The organism is Streptomyces sp. NPDC037083, assembly GCF_055606485.1.
In genome coordinates, this window is record NZ_JBVJSQ010000003.1 from 431,521 (window position 1) to 457,336 (window position 25,816).

Here is a 25,816-nt window from a genome sequence, read left to right on the forward strand (position 1 = left end):
TGGTGCTGGATGGATGCGACCTTCAGTCACTTATACGAGTCGAACGGGTGGTTGGTTTCCTTACTCTCCGTGATCATCGGGGAGTTGGGCACCGAGCAGGGCGTGGAACAGGGGAGATCGGGTCGAGCGGGGGTGAAAACGTCTTCCCGGACGCTCACTCGGGGAGGTGTTCGGGGGCGTTTTCGGGCGCGCGGCGCAGGGTGCGCAGGGCCAGCAGCAGGACGCCGATGTCGTCCAGGTAGACGGGGTCCGGGAGGGCGTCCGCCGGAAGCACGAAGTACAGGACCGCCCCCCAGAACACCCAGCGCGGGCCGGTGGGAAGTCCCGCACGTCGCAGGCCCCGACGAGCCCGGACCAGACGTACCAGCACCGCGGCGGCCACGGCGAACACGGCGGCGGCCGACACCGCCGCGACGACGACGAGCGTGGTTGGCGCATCCACGGGCCCTCCCGAATTGGTCCGTCGCGCGGCGTCTGTTCTCTTCGTCCTTCTTCGTCCGGACCCTGGCGCGTGGTCCCTGTCTGTCGATTTCCCCGCTTTCGGCTTCCGGATTCCCGATTCCCGCCGGATTACCGCATCGGACGCGTCTCACACGGGTGGCGCGTCCGAGTGGCGCAGTGCGCCGGGCGGCCCCGGTCATGGGGAGCGTCACGTCGTGTGTCGCAGCTCCGGGGCGCAGGGGCGACCGCACCCTTCAGAGAGAGCCCAGCATGATCACCCGCTCGTCACAGTCCCTCCCGGACCGTCCCCCTCTCACCGGCGCCGCGTGCGCGACCGCACCGTTGCCCCCGGTGGCGCCAACCGCCCCCGTACCGGATCCGGAAGCGGCCGCCCGCGTGCCCGCCGAGGCCGGTCCCGCCCACCCCGATCCCGTCGGCGGCCTCCTCCACGCAGCCGCGGCCCGGTCGCTGGAGGACGTCGCCCGGCTCGTCGCCATGCTCGAAACAGTCGGAGGAGGGCACGGCCGCGGCGCCCTGCGGGGCGGACGGCGGCGCGGCCGCCAGCCCGGTCCGCTGCCGCGCGAGCATTCGGTCGGGCGCGGCCCGGTCCCCGGTCGGGCGCGGCCCGGTCCCCGGTCGGGCGCGGCCCGGTCCCCGGTCGGTCCCCGGTCGGTCCCCGGTCGGGTGACGGCCGGACGCAGGTCGGGCGTCCGCTCAGTGGCCGGCCGGACCGGGTCGGCGGGCCTCCAGCAGGCCCGTCAGCACCCGGTCGGGGGTCAGCGGCAGTTCGCGCAGGCGGACGCCGGTGGCATGGTGGACGGCGTTGCCGATGGCGGCCGCCGTGCCCACGATGCCGATCTCGCCGATCCCCTTGCCGCCCAGGGGGTTGAGATGCGGATCGTCCTCCTCGATCCAGTGCGCCTCGATGTCGGGCACGTCGGCGTGGGCGGGCACGTGGTAGGCGGCGAGATCGGATTCGGGGAAGTCGCCGAAGGCGGCGTCCATCGTGCTGCCCTCGGTCAGCGCCATGCCCAGACCCATGGTCATGGCTCCGACGAACTGGGATCGCGCGGTACGGGGGTTGAGGATGCGGCCCGCCGCGTACACCCCGAGCAGTCGGCGCACTCGTACCTCGCCCGTCACCGCATCCACGGCGACCTCCGCGAAGTGCGCCCCGAATGCGTGCCGCGCGAAGGGGCTTTCGGCGTCGGCCGCCCCTTTGGTGTCGGCACGCACCTGCAACCCCGGTTCGGGCAAGGGGCCCTGATGTCGTGCCAGCTGCTCGGCGAGCCGTCCACAGGCCTCGTGCACCGCCCAGCCCCAGGAGGCGGTGCCGGATGAGCCGCCCGCCAGCGGCGCCGCCGGCAGGTCGCTGCAGCCCACCCGGATCCGCACCCGCTCGAGGGGGACCTCCAGGGCGTCGGCCGCGATCTGCGCCAGCACCGTACGGGCGCCGGTGCCGATGTCGGCGGCGTTCACCTCGACGAGGAACGACCCGTCCGGCAGGGCCCGCGCCGCCGCGGTCGACGGATACACCTGGACCGGGTACGTGGCGGCGGCCACGCCCGTCCCGAGCAGCCACGGGCCGGCGGACCGGGCCCGCGGACGGGGATCGCGGCCGTCCCAGCCGAACCGGCGGGCGCCCTCGCGCAGGCACTCGACGAGATGGCGGCTGCTGAACGGCCGGCCGCTGTCGGGCTCGACGTCCGGCTCGTTGCGGATCCGCAGCTCGACGGGGTCCATGCCGAGCGCGTCGGCGAGTTCGTCCATCGCCGACTCCAGGGCGTACATGCCCGGCGCCTCGCCGGGGGCGCGCATCCAGGACGGCGTCGGCACGTCCAGCCGGACCACACGGTGCGTGGTGCGGCGGTGCGGGGCGGCGTACATGACGCGCGCCGGGAGCGCCGCGTACTCGACGAACTCCTTGATCCGTGACGTGTGCGTGGTCACCTCGTGCACGAGGGACGTCAGCCGGCCCTCAAGGTCCGCGCCCAGGCGCAGCCGGTGCAGGGTGGGCGCCCGGTGACCGACCGAGGTGGGCATCGTGCGACGGGGGAACACCACCGTGACCGGACGCCCGGTGTGCCGTGCGGCCATGGCGGCGAGCACCACGTCCGGACGGGGCGTGCCCTTGCTCCCGAAGCCGCCGCCGACATGCTCGGCGACGACCGTGATCCGCTCCTCCGCAAGCCCGAACAGGCCGGCGAGCGCGGCGCGTACGGCCGTGGTGCCCTGGCTCGAGGTGTGGACCGTGAGCCGTTCCCCGTCCCAGTGCGCGGTGCTGGCGTGCGGCTCCATGGGGTGGTTGTGCAGGGGCGGCACCCGGTATCCGACGTCGACCCGGACGTCGGCGTCCGCGAAGGCCCCGTCGGGGTCGCCCTGTTCGCGCTCGCCCGGATACGTGCCGTTGATCTCCTCGGGGACGTACGCCTGCGGATGCCCGGCGTCGAGCGTGACGTCATGGGCCTGTTCGGCGAAGGCGACGCGCACCGCCGCGGCACCCGCCCGCGCCGCTTCCGGACTGTCGGCCACCACCAGGGCGACGAACCAGCCCCGGTGCGGCACCTCGGGGTCCTGCAGCACGGCGAGGGTGGCGTCGTCCGGCTCGGCGAGACGGGGCGCGTTGCGATGGGTGAGCACGTCGACGACGCCGGGCAGCGCCAGCGCCGCCGCGACGTCGACGTCGGTCACCCGGCCCCGCGCCACCGTGGCCGGCACGGGCCGGGCGAACAGCCGCCCGGGGAGGGGGTGTTCGGCGGCGTAGCGGGCGGTTCCGGTCACCTTCTCCCGGCCTTCCCGCCGCTCGGCGGGGGCGCCCACCGCGGTCATGAGTCCTCCTCCTGGGGCACGAGCCGCGACAGGACGTCGACGGCGAGGCCGCGGGCCAGCGGCACCTTGTAGGCGTTGTCGCGCAGCGGCCGGGCCGCGGACAGCTCCAGATCGGCGGCCCGTTCGAACGCGGCCCGGGTGGGAGCCGCACCCAGCAGCGCCTCCTCGGCCCGCCGTGCCCGCCAGGGCCGGTGCGCCAGCGCCCCGAAGGCGATCCCCACGTGCGCGACGACGCCGTCGGCGACCTCCAGGACCACGGCGACGGAGGCCAGGGCGAAGGCGTACGAGGCCCGGTCCCGCGCCTTGCGGTACGCGGACGGCAACCCGGCCGAGGCGGCCGGCAGGAGCACGGCCGTCACCAGCTCGCCGGGCTCGATCACCGTGTCCCGCTCCGGACGCTCACCGGGCAGCCGATGGAAGCCGGCCACCGCCACCCGGCGCACGCCCGCCGTGCCGTACAGCTCCACCTCGGCGTCCAGCGCCGCCAGGGCCACGGCCATGTCCGACGGATGGGTGGCGATGCACTGCTCGGAGTGCCCGAGCACCGCGTGGTCACGGTGGACGCCGTCGCGGGCGCCGCAGCCACTGCCCGGCTGCCGCTTGTTGCAGGGCTTGGAGACGTCCTGGAAGTAGGGGCAGCGGGTGCGCTGCAACAGGTTGCCGCCGGTGGTGGCGGCGTTGCGCAGCTGACCCGAGGCGCCGGCCAGCACCGCCTGCGACAGGGCGGGCCACCGGTCGCGGACCCGCGGGTGGGCCGCGAGGTCGCTGTTGCGCACCAGGGCCCCGATCCGCAGCGAACCGTCCGGCAGCTCCGTCACCCGGTCCAGCGGGAGCCGGGTGACGTCGACGAGCGCGGTCGGGCGTTCCACCCCGAGCTTCATCAGGTCGACGAGGTTGGTGCCGCCGCCGAGATAGCGCGCGCCGGGGTGCTCGGCGAAGGCGGCGGCGGCCTCCGCGAGACTGCCGGCCCGGACGTAGGCGAAGGGTTCCACCGGATCACGTCCTCGGGTCGTGGCTGTGGCCGGTTCCGGTCACGTCCTCCACGGCGTCGACGATGCGGGGGTAGGCGCCGCACCGGCAGAGATTGCCGCTGAGCCGTTCGCGGATCTCGTCCCGGTCCAGGGGGACGGGTCGCCCGGACGGCGCGGCCGGGTCCGTGACGTGCGAGGGGTGACCCGCCTCGGCCTCGGCGAGCATGCCGACCGCCGAGCAGATCTGGCCCGGAGTGCAGTACCCGCACTGGAAGGCGTCGCGCTCCAGAAAGGCCCGCTGCAGCGGGTGCGGCCGCTCCCCGTCGCCGGACAGGCCCTCGACGGTCGTCACGTCGCAGCCGTCCAGCGCGACGGCGAGCAGCAGACAGCTGTTGACGCGCCGCCCGTCGACGAGGACCGTGCAGGCCCCGCACTGACCGTGGTCGCAGCCCTTCTTCGCCCCGGTGAGGTCCAGGTCCTCCCGCAGCACGTCCAGCAGGACGCGTCGGTGATCGACGGTGAGGGTGTGCGGTTTGCCGTTGACGCGCAGGGTGGTGTCGGAGCGGTGGAGCGATGACCGGGGGCCGTGCTCGCTGCCCATGTCCTGGTCCCTTCCGGGGCGGTCCGTGTGCCGTGAGGACCGCGTATCCAGAGTGGGGAAGGTGACACGTCCTGATGCGTCCCGATGCGGAACGGATCGCGCCGAGGACGCCGGGGCCCTACCGCTCGACGGCCCTGGGCGCGTCGTCGCCGCCGTCGGCGACCGTCCGGTGCGGCTCCGCCGACTCGCCCGAGGCGACGGTGGACGCGGTCTGCACCGGGAGCAGACCCCTGGTCGACTCCTTGAAGCGCTCCAGGGTGCGGCCCAGCTGCTGGAAGGGCGAGCCGGCGCGCCTGGCGGGCGTCCGCACCGGCTCCCCGGCCTCCGCGGCGGCCTCCCGGTACGCGGTGAGCGCCTCGTGGGCGTGCTCCGCGGCCTCCCGGTACAGGTCCCGGGACTGCGTCATCGCCTCCAGCGCCTCCTTGTACATCGCCACGAGCTTGCGTTCGCGGGCGAGCTCCTCCTCCAGGGTCAGCAGCTGCCACTGTTCCCGCAGCGCCGTCAGCGCCGCCTCGGCGCCCTCCGGCAGCGGCCTGGTGAGCGCGGCGAAGCGCTGAACGGCGTCCAGCAGCTCGGTGGGGTGCGTGCCGTCCAGGAACACGCTGCGCACCGAGAAGTCGGCGGCGTCGTAGTCGGCCGGGGCCGGTGAGCCGGGCAGCACCAGCGCGCCGCCGCGCGGCACCTCCACCCCGGACTCCTTGAGGGCCCAGTTGACGGTGCGCAGCTGGTGCGGGGCCGCCCGGTGCTCGACGACCCGGTGCTGCAGACCGGGCGGGAGCAGCGGGACCAGCGAGCGCCGGCCCCGTTCGTCGGGCGTCATGGCCTCGTGGACGACGAGATGCACCGTCCAGGTGTCCCGCAGGGCGCCGCGGAGCGTGCGCCGCAGTTCCTTGTCGTCCGCGGGCAGCGGGTTGACGTCGAGGAAGCGCTCACCGGTGACGGTCTCGTGCCCCCACAGGGCGTCCGCCTCCCAGGGCCAGAACATGCCGGCGGGCGACGGCCATCGCAGGTCCCACGGGCGCTCCGCCTCCGCCGTCAGGGTCCACTCCTGGCCGCGGCCCGACCACTCGGCGAGGGTCAGCCGGGCGCGGACGGTCACCTCGTCCTCCACCAGCCACCGGGCTTCGAAGGCCAGTTCCCCTTCGGGGTTGTCGGCGTCGGGCAGCTCCTTGAAGTCCTGGAGGGTCCCGGCGTCCTTCGACGCCCGGAGGTTCTTGCGCAGGACGTCGGGCGCGGTGGGGCCGGTGTGGCGGCCTCGGGTCTGCCACACCGTGGAGGGAGTCGTGGGCGGGACGGTCGCGGAGATGAGCATGAGTCCATTCGTGAGGGCGGGCGACGACGTGGCGGCGATGTGCGAAGGCCAGTATCGCGCGCCGCGGGGCGTGGGCGATCAAGCGGGTGGGCGGCGCGGGCGCCCGAGAGCGTCCCCGTCCAGGTGCGCCTTCCCCGGCGCGAGAGGCGTCACTCGTACCGATCCGGGTGACCGCGTGCCGGGTGTGCGTCACTCGTACGGGGTGTGCGCCGCGCACCACGGCCGACGGCCTCGCACCCATGGGCCCGCAGGCCCCGGGAACCGAGAATCGGATCCTGTGGACAGGGCCCGCCCACCATCCGCGTCGGGGCGAGCCCTGTCCGCGCGCCTGTCCGAGCCCATCGCACGCGGGCACGCACGCCTTCTTCACGCACGCGCGTGCGTACGCACCAGCGCGTGCCGGTGCTTCCCTCCCGGCCGTCGCCCACGGTTGCGGAGACCAGGCCCGTCGGCCTTCGGCGCGCCTCACCCGGCGCATGCCAGTGGAAAATGCCAAACCCGTCGCTTTCGGCGGCCGCATTCCGTAGCCTCGGGGGCACCCGAACCACCCAGCGCCGCACCGCACTTGATTCGCTCCAGTCGACAACGCGCCGAAGGGACACCGGTCATGGCCGTCGAGGCCGAGGTTCTGAACGAACTGCAGAGGCTGCGCGCCCGCGTGCCGCAGCTGACGGGGGCGTTGGCGGCCAGCACCGACGGCCTCGTCCTCGCCCAGGACCTGCCGGACGTGCAGCCGGAAGGGCTCGCCGCGCTCACCGCCGCGGCCCTCGGCGTCGGGCGCCGGATGGTCGACCTCTCGTCCCGCGGCGAGTTCCGCGAACTGCTGGTGCGCGGAGCCGACGGCTATCTCGCGACCTACGCGGCCGGGCCGTCCGCCGTCCTGACGCTGCTCGCCGACGACCGGGTCAACGTCGGACGCCTGCACCTGGAGGGGCGGCGCAGCGGCGTGCGCATCAGCGGGCTGCTGGCCGCCGGGTTCGACGGCGACCGACCCGTCGCCGGCGGGTCCGACAGCCTCGCGCACCCGCCCCGTACCCTCGGCGCCCTGCCCATCCGCATCCCGCCACAGTCCCGGTACCGGCCCTGAGGGGCCCTGCTACGGCCTTGCTGTCCGTACGGGACGATCGACCCGCGCGCGCTGGACGCCGTGCGCGAGGCCGGTTACGCCTATGCCCGGCAGTCCGGGTAGAGACCGTTGCGCCCGCCGGTCTCTCGGCGCGCTGCCCATCCGCATCCCGCCACAGTCCCGGTACCGGCCCTGAGGGGCCCTGCTACGGCCTTGCTGTCCGTACGGGACGATCGACCCGCGCGCGCTGGACGCCGTGCGCGAGGCCGGTTACGCCTATGCCCGGCAGTCCGGGTAGAGACCGTTGCGCCCGCCGGTCTCTCGGCGCGCTGCCCATCCGCATCCCGCCACAGTCCCGGTACCGGCCCTGAGGGGCCCTGCTACGGCCTTGCTGTCCGTACGGGACGATCGACCCGCGCGCGCTGGACGCCGTGCGCGAGGCCGGTTACGCCTATGCCCGGCAGTCCGGGTAGAGACCGTTGCGCCCGCCGGTCTCTCGGCGCCCTGCCCATCCGCATCCCGCCACAGTCCCGGTACCGGCCCTGAGGGGCCCTGCTACGGCCTTGCTGTCCGTACGGGACGATCGACCCGCGCGCGCTGGACGCCGTGCGCGAGGCCGGTTACGCCTATGCCCGGCAGTCCGGGTAGAGACCGTTGCGCCCGCCGGACCCCCGGCGCGCTGCCCTTTCGGATTCCGCGGAAAGTCCTGGTAGCGGCCCTGAGGGCCTTGCTACGGCTTTGCGGCGGTCCGCGTAGAGACCGCTGCTTCCGCCTGACCTCCGGCGCGCTGCCCTTCCGGGTCCCGCCGACAGTCCTGGTACAGGCCTTGAGGGCCTTGCTACGGCCTTGCGGCAGACCGAGCCGAGACCGCTGCGCCCGCCTGGCCTCCGACGCCCCGCCCCTCCGGGTTCCGCCGACAGTCCCGGTGCCGCGCTGAACGATCACGGCGCCGTCCTGCGGCAGGCCTGAGGAAGACGGCGGTCGGGTCACACCCGGCCGCCCTCCGCTTCACCGCGCCCGCGCCGGGCGGGACCGCGCCGTCGGCCCCCGGTCCGGTCCGGGCCGGCACCGGCGCCCGAGGAGGGCGCGCTGAACCCGCCGGGAACGAGACGCGGCGGCCCCACGCTCGGCGTCGCCGGTCCGGACGGAACCGGCCGGCCGGCAGCCTCCCGACCCGCGCCCTGGCCGGGGCCCGCGCCCTGGCCCACACCCGCGCCTTGGCCTGGGTCCACGCCCTGGCCCGGGCCCGGCCCCCTGCTCGGGTGGGCCCCCGCCGCCGGGTCCGGGACGCGGGGCGGCGGTGGAACCGCCCGGCTCAGCACGCGCGCGTGCGGCAGCAACGAGGCGCACGCGGAACAGACTTCGGTGAGCGTCCACACCTGACCGACCGCCGGGTCGTGCCGCAGGACGAGGACGACCGTGCCCCCGCAGTTCACCCGCGTCCCCTCGTGCAGCGCGCACCGCTGGCGGCGGCACCAGCAGGCGGCGTCGTGATGCACCGCCGCCGCGCGGGCGTGCGCGGCGGCGTGGGCCTCCGCGAAGCGGCGCAGGGCCGCGAGGTCCCGGGAGCGCGGCGGCATCGCGCACGCCGAGGAGCAGGTGACCGAAGCCGTCCGGTCCCGGTGCCCGACCACGCGGATCGTCCAGCAGCGGCCCGGGCGGCGGGACAACGGGGCGTCAGGGTGCATGAGAGCCAAGGCACATGTCCTTCGTGGGGAGGGCGATGAGAGAGGGGAGCGGTCCCGGCGTGGCTCCGGTACGGCTCGCCGGAAGTGACCTCGCTCACAGCATGCCCGTGGGCCCGCGGACCATTCGCGCTGTGCCCCCTCTGGCCGACACACCGCCTGTCGGTCGCTACCCCTAAGCTCCCCTCCATGAGCACAGGGGAACCCCACAGACGCGTCGTCGACGGCCGCTTCGAGCTGCTCCAGCGGCTCGGCGGCGGAGGCATGGGACTGGTGTGGCGCGCGCACGATCTGGCGCTGCACCGGGACGTGGCCGTCAAGGAGGTGCGGCCTCCGGATCCGGACCTCGCCGAGTACGACCCCGAGGGCGCCCGCACGCTGCGCGAACGCGTCCTGCGGGAGGCCCGCGCGCTGGCCCGGGTCCACCACCCCAACGTCGTCACCATCCATCACATCGTCGACGGCGGCGAGAACACCTATCCGTGGATCGTGATGGAGCTGGTCGAGGGGGGCTCCCTCCAGGACCGGCTGCAGCAGGGGCCGATGCCCCCGGCCGAGGCCGCGCGCCTGGGGCGCGAGGTGCTGTCCGCGCTGCGCGCCGCGCACGCCGTGGGCATCGAGCACCGTGACGTGAAGCCCGCCAACGTCCTGCTGCGCCGCGACGGGCGGCCCGTGCTCACCGACTTCGGCATCGCCGCCGTCCGGGAGTCCGCCAGTCTCACCGCCACCGGCGCCGTCATCGGCTCGCCCGACTTCATGGCCCCGGAGCGGGTGAGCGGCAAGGAGGGCGGTCCCGCCGCCGACCTCTGGTCGCTGGCCATGATGCTGTACGTCGCCGTGGAGGGCAGCCACCCGCTGCGCAGGGCCAGCACGCTCGCCACGCTGGCCGCCGTGCTGGGCGAGGACGTGCCCGCCCCGCGCCGTGCCGGGCCGCTGACCGGCGTTCTCGGCGCGCTGCTCGTCCGGGATCCGCAGGCCCGCCCCGACGCCGCGGAGGTCGACCGGATGCTGGCGGCCGCGATGGGGCCCGCACCGGACCCCGCCCCGTCGGCGCGGCCCGCCCAGCCGACGTCCTACCCGCTCGCCCCGCCTCCGCTCGCCCCGCCTCCCCAGGCCCCGTCCCCGCTGCTCCCGCCACCGGTCGCCGACGTCACGCCGACCGTGCCGGACGCCGGACCAGGGCCCCGGGCGCGCCGCACCCGCGTCAGGGCCGTCGCCGGGGCCGTCGCCGCCACGACCCTGACGGGCGTTCTGGTGTGGACGCAGCTCCCGCACACGAAGGACGCGCCGAGCGCCTCCGTGTCGCCGAGCGCCCGCCGGACGCCGAGCGCCTCCTCGGACGGGGTCTCGGCGGAGAAGGTCGACCTGCTCAGCGGGGACGGCGTCGAACGGGCCGTGGCGAAGCTGACCGCCGCCATGGGCGGATCGAAGGTCACCAGCCTCGTGGTCTACGAGGAGTACGCCATCGCCGACGCCCCGGTCGACGGCCGTCCCAAGCTCTACGACCGCTACATGTACCGGGGCGGGGACGTCGCGGTGAAGGACGGGCCGGGCGGCACCGTCATGAACGGCGCGGTCCCCGTCGACCTGAACGACTACGACTGGGACGCCGTGTCCGCGCTGCTCGCCAAGGCCGGCCGGACCCTCGGCGTCCCCGAGCCGACCAGCCGATACCTGGTGATCACCCCGGCCTCCACCGTCTTCGACACCGACCCGTCGATGAGCGTCTACCTGTCGGACGACTACGGCAGCGCCTACCTGCGGGCCGACGTGCTGGGCCGGGTGATCGAGACCCACCCGCGCGACGACGGCTGACTCGACCGGGGCCGCCGCCCGCTGACGGTCCTGGCCGTCGGCGGGCGGGGGAGGCGAGGAGAGGCGGCCGGGGGCGTCGCCCCGGCCGGGCTCGGAGGGTGTCCGTTCCGAGCCCCCGCGGTGCTCAGGCGCCGCTCTCCCGGAGCATGTCCTCGCGCTCGACGATCTTCACGCGCGCACGGCCCTGCGGCTCGCCCAGCGCCTTCTCGGCGGCGTCCAGCTTGTACCAGCCCTCCCAGGTGGTGAAGCGGACCTCACGCTCGGCGAGGAAGGCGTCCACGGCCTGCGGCTCGGGCGAAAGCGGCGTGTGCAGACGGCCGTTGGCGTGGTCGTCCAGCAGGTTCGACACGGTCTCGTTGGCGTCGCCCTTCGTGTGGCCGATCAGACCGACCGGGCCGCGTCGGATCCAGCCGGTGACGTAGGTCGACTGCAGATGCGCGCCGGACTCCTCGATGACCCGGCCGCCCGCGTCCGGGACCGTGCCCGACTCGAGGTCCCAGGGCAGCTTCGGCAGCTTCTCGGAGAGGTAGCCGACCGCCCGGTAGACCGCGGTGACGTCCCAGTCCTTGAACTCGCCGGTGCCCTTGACGTTGCCGGTGCCGTCGAGGGCGGTGCGCTCGGTGCGCAGGCCGACGACCCTGCCGTCCTCGCCGAGGATCTCGGACGGCGACTCGAAGAAGTGCAGGAACAACTTGTGCGGGCGCTCGCCCACGTCGCGGATCGCCCAGTTCTCGAGCGTCTTGGCGACCATGTCGGCCTGCTTGTTGCCGCGCCGCGTCGCGATCGAGCCGTCGTCGTAGTCGATGTCCTCGGGGTCGACGATGACCTCGATGTTGGGGGAGTGGTCCAGCTCCCGCAGCTCCATCGGCGAGAACTTCGCCTGCGCGGGACCGCGCCGGCCGAAGACGTGGATCTCCAGCGCCTTGTTGGCCTTCAGGCCCTCGTAGACGTTCGCCGGGATCTCCGTCGGCAGCAGCTCGTCCGCCGTCTTGGCCAGCACGCGGGCCACGTCGAGGGCGACGTTGCCGACGCCCAGGACCGCCACCTTCTCGGCCTCCAGCGGCCAGGTGCGCGGGACGTCCGGGTGACCGTCGTACCAGGAGACGAAGTCCGCGGCGCCGTAGGAGCCGTCGAGCTCGATGCCGGGAATCGACATCTCGCGGTCGGCCATCGCGCCGGTCGAGAAGATCACGGCGTCGTAGAAGGCGCGCAGGTCGTCCAGGTTGATGTCGGTCGGGTAGTCGACGTTGCCGAAGAGGCGGATCTGCGGCTTGTCGAGGACCTGGTGCAGGGCCGTGATGATGCCCTTGATGCGGGGGTGGTCCGGGGCGACGCCGTAGCGGATCAGGCCGAACGGGGCCGGCATGCGCTCGAAGAGGTCGATGGAGACACCCGGGTCGGCGGCCACATCGGACTTGAGCAGCGCGTCGGCGGCGTAGATCCCGGCGGGGCCGGCTCCGACAATGGCTACCCGCAGGGGGCGGGGCATGATCAGGTTCCCTTCGAGTGGCGACAGATCGACTCGGGGGAAGCCTAAACTGAGGCATACCTAACCCGGTACGCGGGTCCGGTCTATGGACTCATAAGCATCATTTATGAGCGAGGGCGCGCCGGGTGCGGCGCCCCGACCGGCCTCACGGCAGGGGCTGTTCCGCCCAGATGACCTTGCCCTTGGGCGTGTAGCGGGTGCCCCAGCGGTCGGTGAGCTGCGCCACGAGGAACAGGCCGCGTCCGCCCTCGTCGGTCATGGCCGCGTACCGCAGGTGCGGCGAGGTGCTGCTGCTGTCAGAGACCTCGCAGATCAGGGTGCGGTCGCGCAGCAGGCGCACGCCCACCGGCGCGCTGCCGTATCGGATCGCGTTGGTCACCAGCTCGCTCAGGATCAGCTCCGTCGTGAAGGACAGGTCCTCCAGGTCCCAGTGCGCCAGTTGCCGGACCACCGCCGCCCGCACCTCGCCGACCGCGGCCGGATCCACCGGCACGTCCCACTCGGCGACCCGGTCGGCGCCCAGCGCCCGGGTGTGCGCCACGAGCAGCGCGATGTCGTCGTTCGGGCGGGCAGGCAGCAGGGCGTCCAGGACGCCCTGGCAGATCTGCTCCGGCGTGCTCCCGGAGCCCCGCTCCAGAGCGGTGCGCAGCAGCTCGAGACCGGTGTCGATGTCGCGCTCCCGGTCCTCCACCAGCCCGTCGGTGTACAGCACCAGCCCGCTGCCCTCGGCCAGTTCCAGCTCGATCGTCTCGAACGGCAGCCCGCCCAGTCCGAGCGGGGGCCCGGCCGGCACCTCGAGGTACTCGACCCGGCCGTCGGGGTGGACCAGCGCCGGCGGGGGATGGCCGGCGCGGGCGATCGTGCAGCGCCGGGAGACCGGGTCGTAGACGGCGTACAGGCAGGTCGCCCCGGACACCGGCGCGTTGACGGCGTCGTCCGCCTCGTCCTGGTCGATGCGCCCGACCAACTCGTCCAGCAGTCCGAGCAGTTCCTCGGGGCCCAGGTCCAGGGCGGAGAAGTTGTGGACCGCGGTGCGCAGCCGGCCCATGGTCGCCGCCGCGTGCAGGCCGTGGCCCACCACGTCGCCCACGACCAGGGCGACCCGGGCCCCAGGCAGGGGCAGCACGTCGAACCAGTCGCCGCCCACGCCCGCCTGCGCGGGCAGGTACCGGTAGGCGATGTCCAGGGCGTTCTGCTCGGGCAGCGTGCGCGGCAGCAGACTCCGTTGCAGCGTGACGGCCATGCCGTGCTCGCGGGTGAAGCGGCGCGCGTTGTCGATGGAGATCGCGGCCCGCGCCACCAGCTCCTCCGCGAGCACCACCTCGTCCGGGTCGAACGGGTCGGGCCGCTCCGAACGCCAGAAACTGACCACGCCCAGGGTCAGCCCCCCGGCCCGCACGGGCACGGTGATCAGCGAGTGGATGCCGAACTCGACCACCTGCTCGGTGCGTTCGAGGTCCTGGGCGCGCCAGCCCGGCGCCTGGGCGAGGCGCGCCTCGATGACGGCCCGGGCCTCGCGCAGACTGCGCGACTGCGGCGCGGTCTCCACGAACCGGATCCGCTCGCCCACCGCGTACAGCGGGGCGCCCTTGCGGATCGCGCTGACCGCCGTGCGCCGCAGCGCACCGCGCGCCTCCGGCTCCTCGCCGTCCAGGACCGCGTCGAAGAGGTCGACGGTCGCGAAGTCCGCGAACCTCGGCACGGCCAGCTCCGTCAGCTCCTCGGCGGTGCGGGTCACGTCCAGGCTCGTCCCGATGCCCACGCCGGCCGCGTACAGCATGTCGAGGCGCTCGCGGGCCGCCTCCGCCCGGCCCGACAGGGCGCGCAGCTCCGTGGAGTCGCGCAGGGTGGCGACGCTGCCCGCCGGCCCGCCCGCCAGATCGGTCGGCCGCTGGTTGATGGCCAGCAGCCGCTCCCCGACCAGATGCACCTCGTCGGTGACCATCCGCCCGGACGCCAGCAGTTCGGCGGTGCCCCGGTCGAGCCCCAGGTCGAGGACCTGCCGGCGTTCGGCGTCAGGAGGCAGGTCGAGCAGGCGCTGCGCCTCGTCGTTGGCGAGCAGCAGATCACCCTCGCCGCCGACGATGATCACGCCTTCGCGCACGGCGTGCAGCACGGCGTCGTGGTGCTCGTACATGCGGGTCATCTCGCGTGGCCCCAGACCATGGGTCTGCCGCAGCAGACGGCGGCTCACCAGGGCCGTGCCCGCCGTGGCGAGGGCCAGGGCGGCGGCGGCGCTGGCCAGGACCAGGGGCAGTTGACGGTTCGCGGTGCCGCCGACGTGCGCGGTGGTGATGCCGGACGACACCAGGCCGACCACCTTCCCGTCGGGAGCCTTCACCGGCACGACGGCCTGGACCAGCCGCCCGATGGTCCCGTCGATCTCCTCGACCACGACCCCGCCGTCCAGCGCGGGCTGGATGTTCCCCACGAACTTCTTCCCGATGCGGTCCGGCTTGGGGTGGGTGTAGCGGATGCCTTCGGTGTCCATCACGACGATGAAGTCCATGTCCGAGGCCTCGCGGGCGGCCTCGGCCCGGGGCTGCAGGACCGCCGTCGGATCCGGGCCGACCAGCGCCTGCGCCGTGCCCGGCGCGTTGGCGAAGGTCTGCGCGACGGCGAGTGACCGGTTGCGGGCCTCCTGGGTGGTGTCGTGCCGCACCTGGAGCAGCAGCGCCACCACGGCGGCCACCACCAGCAGCAGCACGATGACCACCTGCAGGACGAACACCTGCGCGGCGAGACTGCGTCCGCCCAGCGTTGATTCGGGTGTACGACTGACCAGCGGGCCCCGGGGACGACGGGCCGGCCGGGCATCCGTGCGCCCCAGGAGTCGGACCATGTGCCCATGTCTACACTGCCCGGCGGCGTGAGGCGAGAGGCGTCACACAGGGTCACAGGACGCGTCTCTCATGCTCGCCATGGGTGATCTTCGGGGCCGTCGCGCCGGGTGGCCAGCAGCAGGGCGATGTCGTCGGGCCGGTCGGCGGCCTGCCCGGCCAGCGCGGTGAGCCCGTCCGCGACGTCTCCGAGGGAACGCCCGGACGGGGTACCGGCGGCACCTGCCCCGAAGGCGACGGCGCCGGCCGCCGAAGCCCCCGCGGGGCCGCCCTTCCCGGCGGGGGGAAGCCCGGGCGCAGCACCGGCCTCGGCCAGCGCCCTGCGCAGCGCCGCGATGCCGTCGTCGATGTCGTGGCCGGGCCGCTCGACCAGCCCGTCCGTGTACAGGGCGAGGATCGCTCCCGGTTCCAGCCGCAGTTCCGTGACCGGGTAGTGCGCCCGTGGGTCCACCCCGAGGACCACTCCACCGGGCAGCTCCACGACCTGGGTTCGGCCGTCGGGGTGGCGCAGCAGCGGCGGCAGATGCCCGGCGCGGGCGGCCCGGGCCAGGCCGGTGGCCGGGTCCAGCCTGACGTAGCAGCAGCTGGCGAACTGGCCGGGGTCGAGGTCGATCAGCAGGTGGTTCGTGCCGCCCATGACCTCGTCCGGGGGCCGGTCGCCGAGCGCGAACGCGCGTACGGCGCTGCGCAGCTGCCCCATGGTGGCCGCCGCCTGCACCCCGTGCCCCTGCACGTCGCCGATGACCAGGGCCAGACCGTCCCCCGCCTCCACGACGTCGTACCAGTCCCCGCCCACGTCCATGCCCTCGGTGCCGGGCAGGTAGCGGCCCGCGGTCTCCACCTGCGCGTGCTGCGACAGCCGCCGCGGCAGCAGCGCCTGCTGGAGCCCGCGGGCGAGGGCGGCCTCGGTGTCGTAGCGCCGGGCCTTCTCCATCGCGTGGGCGATCAGGCCGGCGAGCGCGGTGAGCACCGTGCGTTCCTCGGAGCCGAAGCTGCGCGAGCGGTCGAAGCCGAGGATGCACGAGCCGACCGGGCGGCCCGAGGCGATCAGCGGGAGGAAGGCACGCGCGCCCTCCTCCGCGTCGAGTTCGATGCCCGGGTACGCGTCCGAGAGCTGCTGCATGGAGTCGAAGAAGAGGGGCCGGCCCGTGGTGAGCGTCTCGACCCCGGGCAGCCGGGCGTCCAGGCCCACCCCTTCGAACGGGGCCAGGAACCCCTCGGGGAAGCCGGACTCCCACGCCAGGTACAGATGCCGCTCCTGGAGCAGGTAGATGGCCAGCCGGCGGCCGCCGAACGCGGGCAGCAGCTCCTGCATGACCACCGCCGACACCTGGCGGGCGGTCACCGCCTCCGTCAGCGCGATGGCCAGGACGATCGGCCGGTAGAACGGGGCCGCGGACACGGCGGCGTCCGGCGCGGAGGCCTCCGGGTCCGGGAGTTCGGGGGCCGCCTCGTCCGGCACGCGGTTCGCCGGGACCGCCGTGCAGGTGACGAGGTCGGCGCCGGGGTACAGGGACACGCGCAGCCAGTCGCCCTCGTACGGACGGCCGTCGGCGGGCCGGCCGGTGGCCGCGGGGAGCCGCACATGGAAGTGCGCCGGCTCAGGCGACAGCAGGACGCCCCGCAGGTGCTCCTCGAAGGTGGGCTGGTTCAGCCAGGACACGGCCTCCCACAGCGACCGGCCGACCAGCTGGTCCCGCGGCACGCCCAGCAGCCGCCCGGCCCGGGGATTGGCGTAGACGACGAACCCCAGCCGGTCCAGGCAGAACACGCCCTCCGGCAGCAGGTCGGCGGCGCCGTCGGCGAGGGCGCCAGGGCCGGGGTCGAGGAGGACGCCGGCGACGGGGCGGGGCGTCGTCGGGGAGGCGGCCGGGGCGTCGGCCGGCAGGCCCTTCGCGCCGGTCGTCTCCCACAGCTCCAGCAGGCGCAGCCCGCCGTCGACGGTGCGCATGCGGACCGGCAGCGGCGGGGGCCGGCCCTGCGCCGTCAGACGGAACAGGCCGGGGAGCCGGTCGGCGTCCATCGGGTCGACGCCGCGGGCCAGGGCGTCTAGCGTGCCGGCGAACCCGCCCGGCGGCAGGCCGAGCAGGGCGAGCGCCTGCGCGTCCACGGTGACGACGCCGGTCGCCGGCTCCCACGCGAACCGCCCGACGCGCCCGGGGGCAGGGCCCGCGACCGGCGACCGCACGCACAGCGGCTCGTCGTCCCAGGTGACGGCCCCGCCGTCCGCGGCCAGCCGCAGCAGGGCCGCTCCCAGACGGTCGGCCACCGCCGTCAGCCGCCCACGGTCCGCCGGCACCTCCGCCGCGTCCGCCGTGGCCGGGCGCAGAACGGTCAGCACCCCGAAGGAACGGCCGTCAGCCCCGACGGGCACGTGCAGGGACCCGAACTGGAAGGGCAGCCCCGCGGCGAACTGCGGATAGCGGCGCATCACCTCCGTGGCGTTGGCCAGCATCACCGGCACGCCCGTCCGGTACACGTCGGCCACCGGGAAGGGCCGGTCGACGTTCACCCGCCACCAGGGGCGGAACAGCGGACCGGGCAGCCCCGCCAGGACCGCCAGGCGCAGCTCGTCGGGCGTGCGGGAGCACAGGTACACGCCCCCGGCGCTGCCGCCCGCCGCCCGCAGCGCGTCCGCCACGGTGCCGGCCAGCAGCGCGGGCGGCGGTCCGGACGGCTTCCGCTCGTCCCCGGCGCTCCCAGTCATCGGCCCTACCTCGTCCGTGCGCCGCCGCGTGGGCGACACAGCAAGAATGCGCCACATCCGACCGTATGCGCATCCGCGCGCGGTCGCGGGAGAACCGGCCCGGGCGGGGTATCCGCCCGCCATGAGCGAGATTCTGGTGGGCGCGTGTTCGTGGACGGACCGGGCGCTGGTCTCCAGCGGCTGGTATCCGCCCGGCCGGCGCGACGCCGAGGGCCGGTTACGTCACTACGCCGAACGCTTCCCGGTCGTGGAGGTCGACGCGACCTATTACGCGCTGCCCGTCGAGCGCACCAGCCGGCTGTGGACGCAGCGCACCCCCGGGGACTTCGTGTTCGACGTGAAGGCCTTCTCCCTGCTGACCGGCCATCCCACCCGGCCCGCCGTGCTGCCGCCCGGCCTGCCCGACGACGTCCGCGGTCCGAAGGCGCTGGACGAGGTGTGGCGCAGGTTCGCCGACGGCATCGAGCCGTTGCGGGAGACGGGCCGGCTGGGCGCCGTCCTCTTCCAGTTCCCGCCCTGGTTCCGCCCCGGCGAGCGTGCCCGCGCGTTCCTCGAGCAGTGCGCCGAGCGCACCGCCGGGTGGCCGGTGTGCGTGGAGTTCCGGCACCCGCACTGGTGGCGGGGCGAGCGGCAGCGGCGCGCCACCGCCGAGCTGCTGCGCTCGCACGGGTTCGCCGCGGTCGCCGTCGACATGGAGCAGTCCCTGGCGTCCGCGGTGCCGCCGGTCACGCCCGTCACGAGCGGGCGGCTGGCGGTCGTCCGGCTGCACGGGCGCAGCCCGGCCTGGGGCACCGGCAGCAAGGAGGACCGGTTCCGGCACGAGTACACCGACGACGAGCTGGGGGAGTGGGTGCCGAGGGTGCGCGAGCTCGCCCGGCGGGCCCGGCAGGTGCACGTGCTGTTCAACACCTGCTGCGGCGACGCCGCCGTGCGCGCCGCCGAGAGGATGCGCGAGCTGCTCGGCCACTGACCGGAACAGGGCCCGGGCGGGCGGCGGCCGCCGGAGCCCGGGACCGCCGCGGGCGGCGGCCGCCGGGGCCCGGGACCAGCCGGGCGGCGGCCGCCCGGGCCAACGACCGGCTCAGGCGGCGGTGGTGTGCAGGGTGCTCTTGGCGAGCTCGTACGCCGGGAGCATCGCCTCGTGCTCCCCGGTGTCCAGCCCGCCGAGGTGCAGCACGACCGGGCCCTCGGGCGTGGTGACGGCCAGGGCGTGCTCCGTCTTGCTCTCCTCCAGGAGCTCGCTGGTGGTGACGTACTCGACTTCGGCGCCCGTGACGTCGCCCGCCTCGAACGTCCGGTAGGCGGCCTTGGACGCCCCCTGCTCGGCGGCCACGAACTCCTCCAGCACGGTGCGCGCGTCGGCGTCGCCGGGCTCGCCGGTCCACACCCGCAGGAATCCGATCTTCCCCGCGGGCTTGGCGTCGATCTCGCAGGCCATGGTGACCGGTCCCTGACGCAGGAGCGCGTCGGCGAGCTCGCCCAGGTCGCCGGTCGCGGCGGCCTCCTTCTCGGCGTCGACCGCCTTGGCCTTCCAGAACTCCGCGACGTCGAAGGTGACGGGGAGTTCGCAGGCGGACCCCGAGGCCCCGACGGAGCCGCCACGCTGGGCGACCTTCGCGGTCGTCCTCGGCGCCGCGCCCGCCGCGCCGTCCGAGTCGTCCTCCGCGGCCGCGCATCCCGTCATCAACCCCGTCAGCAGGGCCGCCAGCGTCAGCCCCCGCCGCACGTTCCCCACGTTCCCCGCCCCAAAGCGCACCGCTGAGTCTCCTCTCGACGCCGGCCCGATACCGGCGGAGCACTGTAACCGAGGGGGCCGTGGCCTCCGCCACCGAGATTCGCCACCAGGCCCCACCGCCGGCCGTCCCGCAGGGCGCGAATGCCGCGCACCCGCTCTCTGACGCGGACGAGTGATGTGCCGTCACATTCGCGCCCGACCGGGAACCCATAGCGGCATGAGCAAGACCGCGCTGATCGTCATCGACATGATCAACACGTACGACCACCCGGACGCCGACCTGCTCCTGCCGTCGGCCCGCAGAGTGGTCCCGGTGGCCGCCGCTCTCCTCGACCGGGCCCGCCGCGCCGACGTTCCCGTCGTCTACGTCAACGACAACTTCGGTCAGTGGCGCTCCCACCACGGCGAACTGCTCGACAAGGCCCTCACCGGACCGCACCGCGACCTCGTCGAGCCGCTGCGGCCCGACGAGGAGGCGCTGTTCGTCGTCAAGGCACGGCATTCGGTCTTCTTCGAGACGCCGTTGTCCTACCTGCTCGACCAGGAGGGCATCGGTCATCTCGTCCTGTGCGGTCAGGTCACCGAGCAGTGCGTCCTCTACTCGGCCCTCGACGCCCACATCCGGCACTTCGAGGTGACCGTCCCCCGTGACGCCGTCGCCCACATCCACGCCGACCTCGCGGACGCCGCGCTGACGATGATGGAACGCAACATGGGCGCCCGGGTGTGCGACAGCGCGGAGCTGTGGACCTGAACGGACCGGCGCCGCACGGCGGCTGACGGGCCGTCGCCGCCCGTCGGACGGCCCGTTCGGCGCCGGGCCCCCGCGACCTCCGGTTCCCCGGCCCGGGCGGAGCGCGAGCGCCGACCCGCCCCGCGCGGGCACGGGCCGGCCTTCCCATCGGTACCTTCGCTCACCAAGGGGCACACACATGGCCGAGTTGACCCGCCGCAGACTCCTGGGCTCGGCCGCGGGAGCGCTGGGCGCCGCCGCGGCTCTCACGCTGCTCCCGCCGAGCGTCCAGAAGGCCGTCGCGGCCGGCCGGCCCCGCCGCGGCTCGCTCGCCGACGTCGAGCACGTCGTGCTGCTGATGCAGGAGAACCGCTCGTTCGACCACTACTTCGGCACCCTGTCCGGCGTGCGCGGCTTCGCCGACCCCGAGGCGCTCACCCTGGACACCGGACGGTCCGTCTTCCACCAGCCCGACCCCGAGAACCCGAGGGGCTACCTGCTCCCCTTCCACCTGGACACCCACACCTCCAGCGCCCAGGCCATCCCGTCCACCAGCCACGCCTGGTCGGTGCAGCACGACGCGTGGAACGGCGGCCGGATGGACCGCTGGCTGCCGGCCCACCGCAAGGCCGACGGCGCCAACGGCCCGTACGTCATGGGCTACTACACCCGCGAGGACATCCCGTTCCAGTTCGCGCTCGCCGAGACCTTCACCCTGTGCGACCACTACTTCTGCTCGGTCCTCGGCCCGACCTGGCCCAACCGCCTGATGTGGATGACCGGCAGCATCGACCCGGACGGCGACCGGGGCGGCCCGGTCGTCCGCAACTCCGCGCCGACTCCGTTCAGCTGGACGACGTACGCCGAACGGCTCCAGGCGGCGGGCGTGAGCTGGAAGGTGTACCAGCAGGAGGACGACTACGGTTGCAACCTGCTGGAGCAGTTCGCCGCGTTCAGGGACGCGCTGCCGGGCTCGGACCTGTACGAGCGGGGTGTACGGCCGCAGCCGGAGGGCGCCTTCGAGGACGACGCGCGGGCCGACCGGCTGCCGACGGTGTCCTGGATCATTCCGCCCGGGCGCCAGTCGGAGCACCCGGACTTCCTGCCGGCGGCCGGCGCGGACTTCGTCGCCTCGAAGATCGAGGCCATCGCGGCCGACCCGGCGGTGTGGGCCAAGACCGCGTTCATCCTGAACTACGACGAGAACGACGGCCTGTTCGACCATGTGCCACCGCCGACCCCGCCGGCCGGCACGCCCGGAGAGTTCGTCGGGGGGCTGCCGATCGGGGGCGGCTTCCGGGTGCCGGCGATCATCGTCTCGCCCTGGACCGTGGGCGGCTGGGTGGCCTCCGAGGCCTTCGACCACACCTCTGCCCTGCGGTTTCTGGAGACCGTCACCGGGGTCGCGGAACCCAACATCAGCACCTGGCGGCGCTCCGCGTTCGGGGACCTCACCTCCGCCTTCCGCTTCGGGTCGGCCCAGCCGCTCGCGCCGGCGCTGCCCGACGACACGGCGCAGCAGCTGCTGAAGGCACAGGAGGAGGTCGCCACCCTGCCCAGGCCGACGCTGCCCGGCGCCGAGCAGACGTTCCCCACCCAGGAGCCGGGCAGCCAGCCGCAACGCTGATCCCGGCCGCGTGGGCGGCGTGGGCGGCTCGGACGGCCCGGGCGGTCCAGGGCGCTCCTGGCGGCCGCGTCCCGTTCCGATCGGGACGGGACGGGACGGGACGGGACTTGCCCGGCTCAGCCGCGGGCGACCGCCTTCGGCGGTTCTGCGCGCGTAGACAGCGCGGCGCCCTGCGGGAGGAAGAACATGGCGCAGATGCGCAGGGGCTCCGGCCCGCGGTTCTCCGCCATGTGCACGCCCTGCGGACCGACCGGCTCGACGATGCAGCCCCCGGCGGGTGTCACGCACTCGGAGCCGTCCGACAGGGTCCGGGTCAGCACGCCCGCCGTCACCACGGCCACCACCCGTCCTTCGTGGTAGTGCCAGGGCAGCGACCCGCCCGGCGGAATCTCGTAGTCCGCCACGACGACCCTGGTGTCCTCCGGGACGGCCAGGGCGAGCCGTTCGGTGAGGAGGCCTTCGGCGAGCAGGGCCGGCACGGGTTCGACGGCGGGCCTGGCCTCCACGGGCGGCCGGCGGGTCACGCGGCGGTCGTTCTGAGGCAGGGGGCCGGGGGCGCCGGGGCCGGTCGGGCCCATCGTGCGACATAACCTGGCCGGGGGCATGTTCCGCTGGTCAGTGCGTTCCACACGGGTGACAGTAACCCACCCGAGTTACAGCGGGGTGACCGGGAGTCAGGAGGCGCCCCGGTGGCCGACCCGCGCGTCCGGTCCGAAATGTGAGGTAGACGGCCCCCGTCCGAGTAAGCCTCGCGGGCCGTCTCTGCGTCTTCCGAAGCGTGACTCGCACGAAACATCGTGCGACGAGTGTGTGGGAGAGACCTTGAGCATCCTGCGTCCCGAAGTGGAACGGCCGCGCGACCGCGTCGGCGGCGAACCCGGTGACGGCCGCGCCGAGGGCGCGCCGCGCGGCGGCGTGCTCTCCGACGCGGCCGGGTTCGTCGGCCGGACGCTGCGGGGCGAGTGGTACGGCATCGTCGTCGACCCGCTGCGGCAGCTGCGCCGCCGGGGACCCGCCGCGCTGTTGCTGGCGTTCGTGGCCTGCGTCGGCGTGATCTTCTTCCACGCCGTCGCCCAGCACCCCGCGGGAGCGACGGCGGTGCGCGCCGTCGGCGGGGTCCAGGGCGACCTGCCCCTGTGGCTCGCCCTGTTGCGCACCCCGGTCTCCCTGTACGTTCCGGCGCTCGATCTGCCGGTGTGGGCGGGCATCACCCAGCTGTTCCTCGCCTTCGCCCTGGCCGAACTCGCCCTCGGCCGCCGCCGGACCCTGCTCATCGCCTACGGCTCCACTCTGGCGGGCACCCTCACCGTGCGGGTGATGCTGGCGATGGGGCCCGGCTGGTGGGGTCTCGGTCTGCCGCCCGAGGCCGGCCAGGTGCTCGACACCGGCCCGTCCGCGGCCGTCGTCGGACTGTTCACCTATCTCTCGGTCGTCCGCCACGCGCCCATCGTGTTCACGCTCACCGGCGGTTCGATGGTGTGGGAGTCGATCGCCAAGCCCAACCTCGCGGGCCGCGAGCATCTGATCGCGGTGGCCGCGGCCCTCGTCATGGGCCTGTTGCACGAGCGTGCCCGCCGAAGGAGGCGGGCCCCGTCCTCGTTCTGCGATGCTCCGACGAGATGACCGGGGACCTGGTGCGAAGGGGCGGACCACGGCGGTTGTCTGAGATGTTGCTATGAATTCGTGGGGCGGTTGAACACTCCCGCGTCCGGCTCCGTATAGGGCCGGGGGATTTCCTGTCCATGGCCGCCCACGAAGCGTAGGAGCACTCCTTGGTACAGAACAGGCGCAGACGCCCGACGGGCGGACGACGCGCGACCTTCCTGGCTGTGGCGCTGATGCTCGGCGGCGGCGGCCTGATGGCGGCGAACGTGTACGCCTCGGCCACCGAGGACGGTTCCGAGGGCAATTCGACCCGGCGGGCCGGCAACAGCGCCGTCACCGTCGACTGTCCGGACGTCGGCAGCAAGCTGACCAGCGTGCCGGAGGGGGCCTCTGCCGAGGTCGACCGCGAACTGGCCCTGCTGGACGAGCAGATCGCCGCGGCCTACCGCCAACTCCAGGAGTCGGCGCAGGCCATGCAGCAGGACGCCGGCTTCGCCGACAACGCGGTCATGAACCCCCTGAAGGAGAAGCGCGCGGCGACCATCGAGCGCATCGCGGTCGCCATCGACCGGGTCGGCGACCGCCCGGAGGGTCTGGAGTCCCTCGCCGCCTGCACCCTGCGCGCCTCCGACGACCAGGCCGACCAGGGCGCCGACGGCAACGGCGACGAGAAGCAGAACGGCGGCGACGGCCAGAACGGCGACGGCCAGAACGGCGACGGCCAGAACGGCGGCGAGGGCGGGCAGGGCAACGGAGGCCAGGCCGGGAACGGGCCGGTCGCCGCGGACTACGCCGACATCAACTCCGTCCAGCCCGCGCAGCAGACTCCGGACCCCTCCTCCGGCCCCTCCCGCGGCACCTTCACCACCAGCTGCGGAGTCAACGCCAACGGTCTGTTCAACTCGGACAACGTGATCGTCGCGCCGGGCGTCTCCAACGGCGCCCACCACTTCCACGACTACACCGGCAACCAGTCCAACAACGCCTTCGCCTCCGACGACGACCTGGCCAAGGCCGAGACGAGCTGCGTGGACCAGGGCGACAAGTCCACCTACTACTGGCCCGTCCTGCGCCTGCAGAACGGCGAACAGGAGCAGGACGCGGGCAGCCCCGGCGGCGGCATCGAGGGCAACGCCGGAGAGATCGTCACCGCCAAGGACGTCACGCTGACCTTCGTCGGCAACCCGCGCTCCAAGGTCACCGCCATGCCCCGGCTGCTGCGCATCATCACCGGCGACGCCAAGGCCTTCGTCAACGGCACGGCCAACGCCAACGCATCCTGGAGCTGCACCGGGTTCGAGGACCGCCAGCTCAAGGACAAGTACCCGCTCTGCCCGGCCGGCAGCGACGTGGTGCGCACGTTCCGCTTCCAGAGCTGCTGGGACGGCACCAACATCGACAGCGCCAACCACCGCACCCACGTGGCCTTCGCCGCCGCCGACGGCACCTGCCCGAACGGCTTCGAGGCCGTGCCGCAGCTGGTGCAGCGCATCGTGTACGACGTCGACGCGCCGAGCCTCCAGGACGGCGGCAGGACGACTCCGCTGTTCGCGGTGGACTCCTTCCCCGAGCAGCTGCACAAGCCGGTGACGGATCACGGCGACTTCATCAACGTCTTCGACGAGAACCTGATGCGGGACATGGTCGACTGCATCAACGAGGGCCGTACGTGCGGCGCGGGCAAGGACCCGGGTTCGGACGACGGCGCCGGCAACGGCGACGACAACGGTTCCGGTGACAACGGAAACGGCAACGGCGACGACAACGGTTCCGGAGACACCGGAAACGGTGACACCGGAAACGGGGACGCCGGCAACGGTGGTGCCGACAACGGCGGTGCCGGGAACAACGGAGACGGCGACGCCGACAACGGCGGAGCCGGGGACGACGGTTCCGGCAACGGCGGCGGCAACGACTCCGGCAACGGCAACGCCGACGGCACCGGGGACAACGAAGACACCGGGAACAACGGGGCCGGCGGGGGCGCGCAGCAGTCGTCGCAGGCGCCCGAAGCGCCCGCGAGCGCGACCACCGAGCCGCGCGTCTACACGAAGCCCTCGCCGAAGGCGGCCACCTCGGCGCCCGCCGCCGGCGCGGGCGGCGAGATCGGTACCCCGGCTACGGCTCCCGCGGACGCGGCCGCCGCCGCGCCCGCGCCCTCCTCCGAGCAGTCGCAGCCCCCGGCCGACACGGGCGTCGGCTCCGTCTCCGGCGGGACCGAGCCCCAGGCGGTCCAGGGCGGTCTCGCCGAGACCGGCGCCAACCTGTGGCCCGGCGTTCTCGGAGCGCTGCTGGTGATCGGCGGCTTCGTCGTCCTGCGCCGCAACACCCGGCGCAACTGAGCCCAGGCCGTCAGGAAC

General features: G+C 74.1%; 19 protein-coding genes. 7 read left to right on the plus strand and 12 right to left on the minus strand.

Going from position 1 to position 25,816, the window contains the following annotated elements:
• Nucleotides 1–154 precede the first annotated feature (154 nt).
• From ACZ7DE_RS10545 to ACZ7DE_RS10570, 6 genes are all read right to left on the minus strand, one after another.
• A complete protein-coding gene (locus ACZ7DE_RS10545; RefSeq protein WP_470759448.1) occupies nucleotides 155–442 on the minus strand; it encodes a DUF1232 domain-containing protein in 288 nt (95 codons plus the stop codon).
• A gap of 284 nt (nucleotides 443–726) precedes the next feature.
• A complete protein-coding gene (locus ACZ7DE_RS10550) occupies nucleotides 727–1,029 on the minus strand; it encodes a hypothetical protein (protein ID WP_470759450.1) in 303 nt (100 codons plus the stop codon).
• A gap of 126 nt (nucleotides 1,030–1,155) precedes the next feature.
• The gene (locus ACZ7DE_RS10555; RefSeq protein WP_470759452.1) at nucleotides 1,156–3,270 is read right to left on the minus strand and encodes a xanthine dehydrogenase family protein molybdopterin-binding subunit; all 2,115 of its coding nucleotides are present in this window, start codon (nucleotides 3,268–3,270) and stop codon (nucleotides 1,156–1,158) included.
• Complete coding sequence (locus ACZ7DE_RS10560) at nucleotides 3,267–4,262, minus strand: FAD binding domain-containing protein (protein ID WP_470759454.1); 996 nt, start codon at nucleotides 4,260–4,262, stop codon at nucleotides 3,267–3,269. The genes ACZ7DE_RS10555 and ACZ7DE_RS10560 overlap by 4 nt, the downstream gene beginning before the upstream one ends.
• 4 nt (nucleotides 4,263–4,266) lie before the next feature.
• Nucleotides 4,267–4,842 carry a (2Fe-2S)-binding protein gene (locus tag ACZ7DE_RS10565; protein ID WP_470759456.1) on the minus strand — a complete coding sequence of 192 codons (576 nt, stop codon included), beginning with the start codon at nucleotides 4,840–4,842 and terminating at the stop codon, nucleotides 4,267–4,269.
• A 118-nt stretch (nucleotides 4,843–4,960) separates the two neighbouring features.
• Nucleotides 4,961–6,154: a hypothetical protein gene (locus ACZ7DE_RS10570; protein WP_470759458.1), complete on the minus strand. Its 1,194-nt coding sequence runs from the start codon at nucleotides 6,152–6,154 to the stop codon at nucleotides 4,961–4,963.
• 607 nt (nucleotides 6,155–6,761) lie between these two features.
• On the opposite strand from ACZ7DE_RS10570, the gene ACZ7DE_RS10575 reads away from it, so the two are divergent.
• Nucleotides 6,762–7,241 (plus strand): roadblock/LC7 domain-containing protein, encoded by a 480-nt coding sequence (locus tag ACZ7DE_RS10575; protein ID WP_470759460.1) that lies wholly within the window; start codon nucleotides 6,762–6,764, stop codon nucleotides 7,239–7,241.
• A gap of 965 nt (nucleotides 7,242–8,206) precedes the next feature.
• Here ACZ7DE_RS10575 and ACZ7DE_RS10580 read toward each other — a convergent pair.
• A complete protein-coding gene (locus ACZ7DE_RS10580; RefSeq protein ID WP_470759462.1) occupies nucleotides 8,207–8,908 on the minus strand; it encodes a hypothetical protein in 702 nt (233 codons plus the stop codon).
• 186 nt (nucleotides 8,909–9,094) lie between these two features.
• Here ACZ7DE_RS10580 and ACZ7DE_RS10585 point away from each other — a divergent pair, with 186 nt between their 5' ends.
• The gene (locus ACZ7DE_RS10585; protein ID WP_470759464.1) at nucleotides 9,095–10,720 is read left to right on the plus strand and encodes a serine/threonine-protein kinase; all 1,626 of its coding nucleotides are present in this window, start codon (nucleotides 9,095–9,097) and stop codon (nucleotides 10,718–10,720) included.
• A gap of 124 nt (nucleotides 10,721–10,844) precedes the next feature.
• Here the strand turns inward: ACZ7DE_RS10585 and ACZ7DE_RS10590 are convergent, their stop codons facing one another.
• From ACZ7DE_RS10590 to ACZ7DE_RS10600, 3 genes are all read right to left on the minus strand, one after another.
• Nucleotides 10,845–12,209, minus strand: a complete 1,365-nt coding sequence (locus ACZ7DE_RS10590; RefSeq protein ID WP_470759466.1) for an FAD-dependent oxidoreductase — start codon at nucleotides 12,207–12,209, stop codon at nucleotides 10,845–10,847.
• 145 nt (nucleotides 12,210–12,354) lie between these two features.
• Nucleotides 12,355–15,051, minus strand: coding sequence for a SpoIIE family protein phosphatase (locus ACZ7DE_RS10595; protein ID WP_470759468.1), 2,697 nt, complete (start codon nucleotides 15,049–15,051; stop codon nucleotides 12,355–12,357).
• Between the two features lie 68 nt (nucleotides 15,052–15,119).
• Nucleotides 15,120–17,756: a SpoIIE family protein phosphatase gene (locus ACZ7DE_RS10600; protein WP_470759470.1), complete on the minus strand. Its 2,637-nt coding sequence runs from the start codon at nucleotides 17,754–17,756 to the stop codon at nucleotides 15,120–15,122.
• Nucleotides 17,757–17,877: 121 nt separating this feature from the next.
• On the opposite strand from ACZ7DE_RS10600, the gene ACZ7DE_RS10605 reads away from it, so the two are divergent.
• The gene (locus tag ACZ7DE_RS10605) at nucleotides 17,878–18,726 is read left to right on the plus strand and encodes a DUF72 domain-containing protein (protein ID WP_470759472.1); all 849 of its coding nucleotides are present in this window, start codon (nucleotides 17,878–17,880) and stop codon (nucleotides 18,724–18,726) included.
• Between the two features lie 111 nt (nucleotides 18,727–18,837).
• Here ACZ7DE_RS10605 and ACZ7DE_RS10610 read toward each other — a convergent pair whose 3' ends face one another.
• Nucleotides 18,838–19,512: a lipoprotein gene (locus ACZ7DE_RS10610; protein ID WP_470759474.1), complete on the minus strand. Its 675-nt coding sequence runs from the start codon at nucleotides 19,510–19,512 to the stop codon at nucleotides 18,838–18,840.
• A gap of 196 nt (nucleotides 19,513–19,708) precedes the next feature.
• Here ACZ7DE_RS10610 and ACZ7DE_RS10615 point away from each other — a divergent pair, with 196 nt between their 5' ends.
• On the plus strand, nucleotides 19,709–20,245 hold the full coding sequence (locus ACZ7DE_RS10615; protein WP_470759476.1) for a cysteine hydrolase family protein: 537 nt from the start codon (nucleotides 19,709–19,711) through the stop codon (nucleotides 20,243–20,245).
• A gap of 178 nt (nucleotides 20,246–20,423) precedes the next feature.
• Nucleotides 20,424–21,851, plus strand: a complete 1,428-nt coding sequence (locus ACZ7DE_RS10620; RefSeq protein ID WP_470759478.1) for an alkaline phosphatase family protein — start codon at nucleotides 20,424–20,426, stop codon at nucleotides 21,849–21,851.
• Nucleotides 21,852–21,967: 116 nt separating this feature from the next.
• Here the strand turns inward: ACZ7DE_RS10620 and ACZ7DE_RS10625 are convergent, their stop codons facing one another.
• Nucleotides 21,968–22,375 carry a cupin domain-containing protein gene (locus ACZ7DE_RS10625; protein WP_470759480.1) on the minus strand — a complete coding sequence of 136 codons (408 nt, stop codon included), beginning with the start codon at nucleotides 22,373–22,375 and terminating at the stop codon, nucleotides 21,968–21,970.
• 391 nt (nucleotides 22,376–22,766) lie between these two features.
• Here ACZ7DE_RS10625 and ACZ7DE_RS10630 point away from each other — a divergent pair, with 391 nt between their 5' ends.
• Nucleotides 22,767–23,474, plus strand: coding sequence for a hypothetical protein (locus ACZ7DE_RS10630; RefSeq protein WP_470760082.1), 708 nt, complete (start codon nucleotides 22,767–22,769; stop codon nucleotides 23,472–23,474).
• Between the two features lie 236 nt (nucleotides 23,475–23,710).
• A complete protein-coding gene (locus ACZ7DE_RS10635) occupies nucleotides 23,711–25,798 on the plus strand; it encodes a DUF1996 domain-containing protein (protein WP_470760084.1) in 2,088 nt (695 codons plus the stop codon).
• Nucleotides 25,799–25,816: the final 18 nt, after the last annotated feature.

Bases quoted from the DNA above. Each gene is read 5' to 3' on its own strand.
- ACZ7DE_RS10570 (WP_470759458.1), bottom strand. From the start codon at position 6,154: ATGCTCATCTCCGCGACCGTCCCGCCCACGACTCCCTCCACGGTGTGG.
- ACZ7DE_RS10620 (WP_470759478.1), top strand. From the start codon at position 20,424: ATGGCCGAGTTGACCCGCCGCAGACTCCTGGGCTCGGCCGCGGGAGCG.
- ACZ7DE_RS10565 (WP_470759456.1), bottom strand. From the start codon at position 4,842: ATGGGCAGCGAGCACGGCCCCCGGTCATCGCTCCACCGCTCCGACACC.
- ACZ7DE_RS10635 (WP_470760084.1), top strand. From the start codon at position 23,711: ATGGCGGCGAACGTGTACGCCTCGGCCACCGAGGACGGTTCCGAGGGC.
- ACZ7DE_RS10580 (WP_470759462.1), bottom strand. From the start codon at position 8,908: ATGCACCCTGACGCCCCGTTGTCCCGCCGCCCGGGCCGCTGCTGGACG.
- ACZ7DE_RS10595 (WP_470759468.1), bottom strand. From the start codon at position 15,051: ATGGTCCGACTCCTGGGGCGCACGGATGCCCGGCCGGCCCGTCGTCCC.
- ACZ7DE_RS10585 (WP_470759464.1), top strand. From the start codon at position 9,095: ATGAGCACAGGGGAACCCCACAGACGCGTCGTCGACGGCCGCTTCGAG.
- ACZ7DE_RS10575 (WP_470759460.1), top strand. From the start codon at position 6,762: ATGGCCGTCGAGGCCGAGGTTCTGAACGAACTGCAGAGGCTGCGCGCC.
- ACZ7DE_RS10555 (WP_470759452.1), bottom strand. From the start codon at position 3,270: ATGACCGCGGTGGGCGCCCCCGCCGAGCGGCGGGAAGGCCGGGAGAAG.
- ACZ7DE_RS10590 (WP_470759466.1), bottom strand. From the start codon at position 12,209: ATGCCCCGCCCCCTGCGGGTAGCCATTGTCGGAGCCGGCCCCGCCGGG.
- ACZ7DE_RS10550 (WP_470759450.1), bottom strand. From the start codon at position 1,029: ATGCTCGCGCGGCAGCGGACCGGGCTGGCGGCCGCGCCGCCGTCCGCC.
- ACZ7DE_RS10615 (WP_470759476.1), top strand. From the start codon at position 19,709: ATGAGCAAGACCGCGCTGATCGTCATCGACATGATCAACACGTACGAC.
- ACZ7DE_RS10605 (WP_470759472.1), top strand. From the start codon at position 17,878: ATGAGCGAGATTCTGGTGGGCGCGTGTTCGTGGACGGACCGGGCGCTG.
- ACZ7DE_RS10600 (WP_470759470.1), bottom strand. From the start codon at position 17,756: ATGACTGGGAGCGCCGGGGACGAGCGGAAGCCGTCCGGACCGCCGCCC.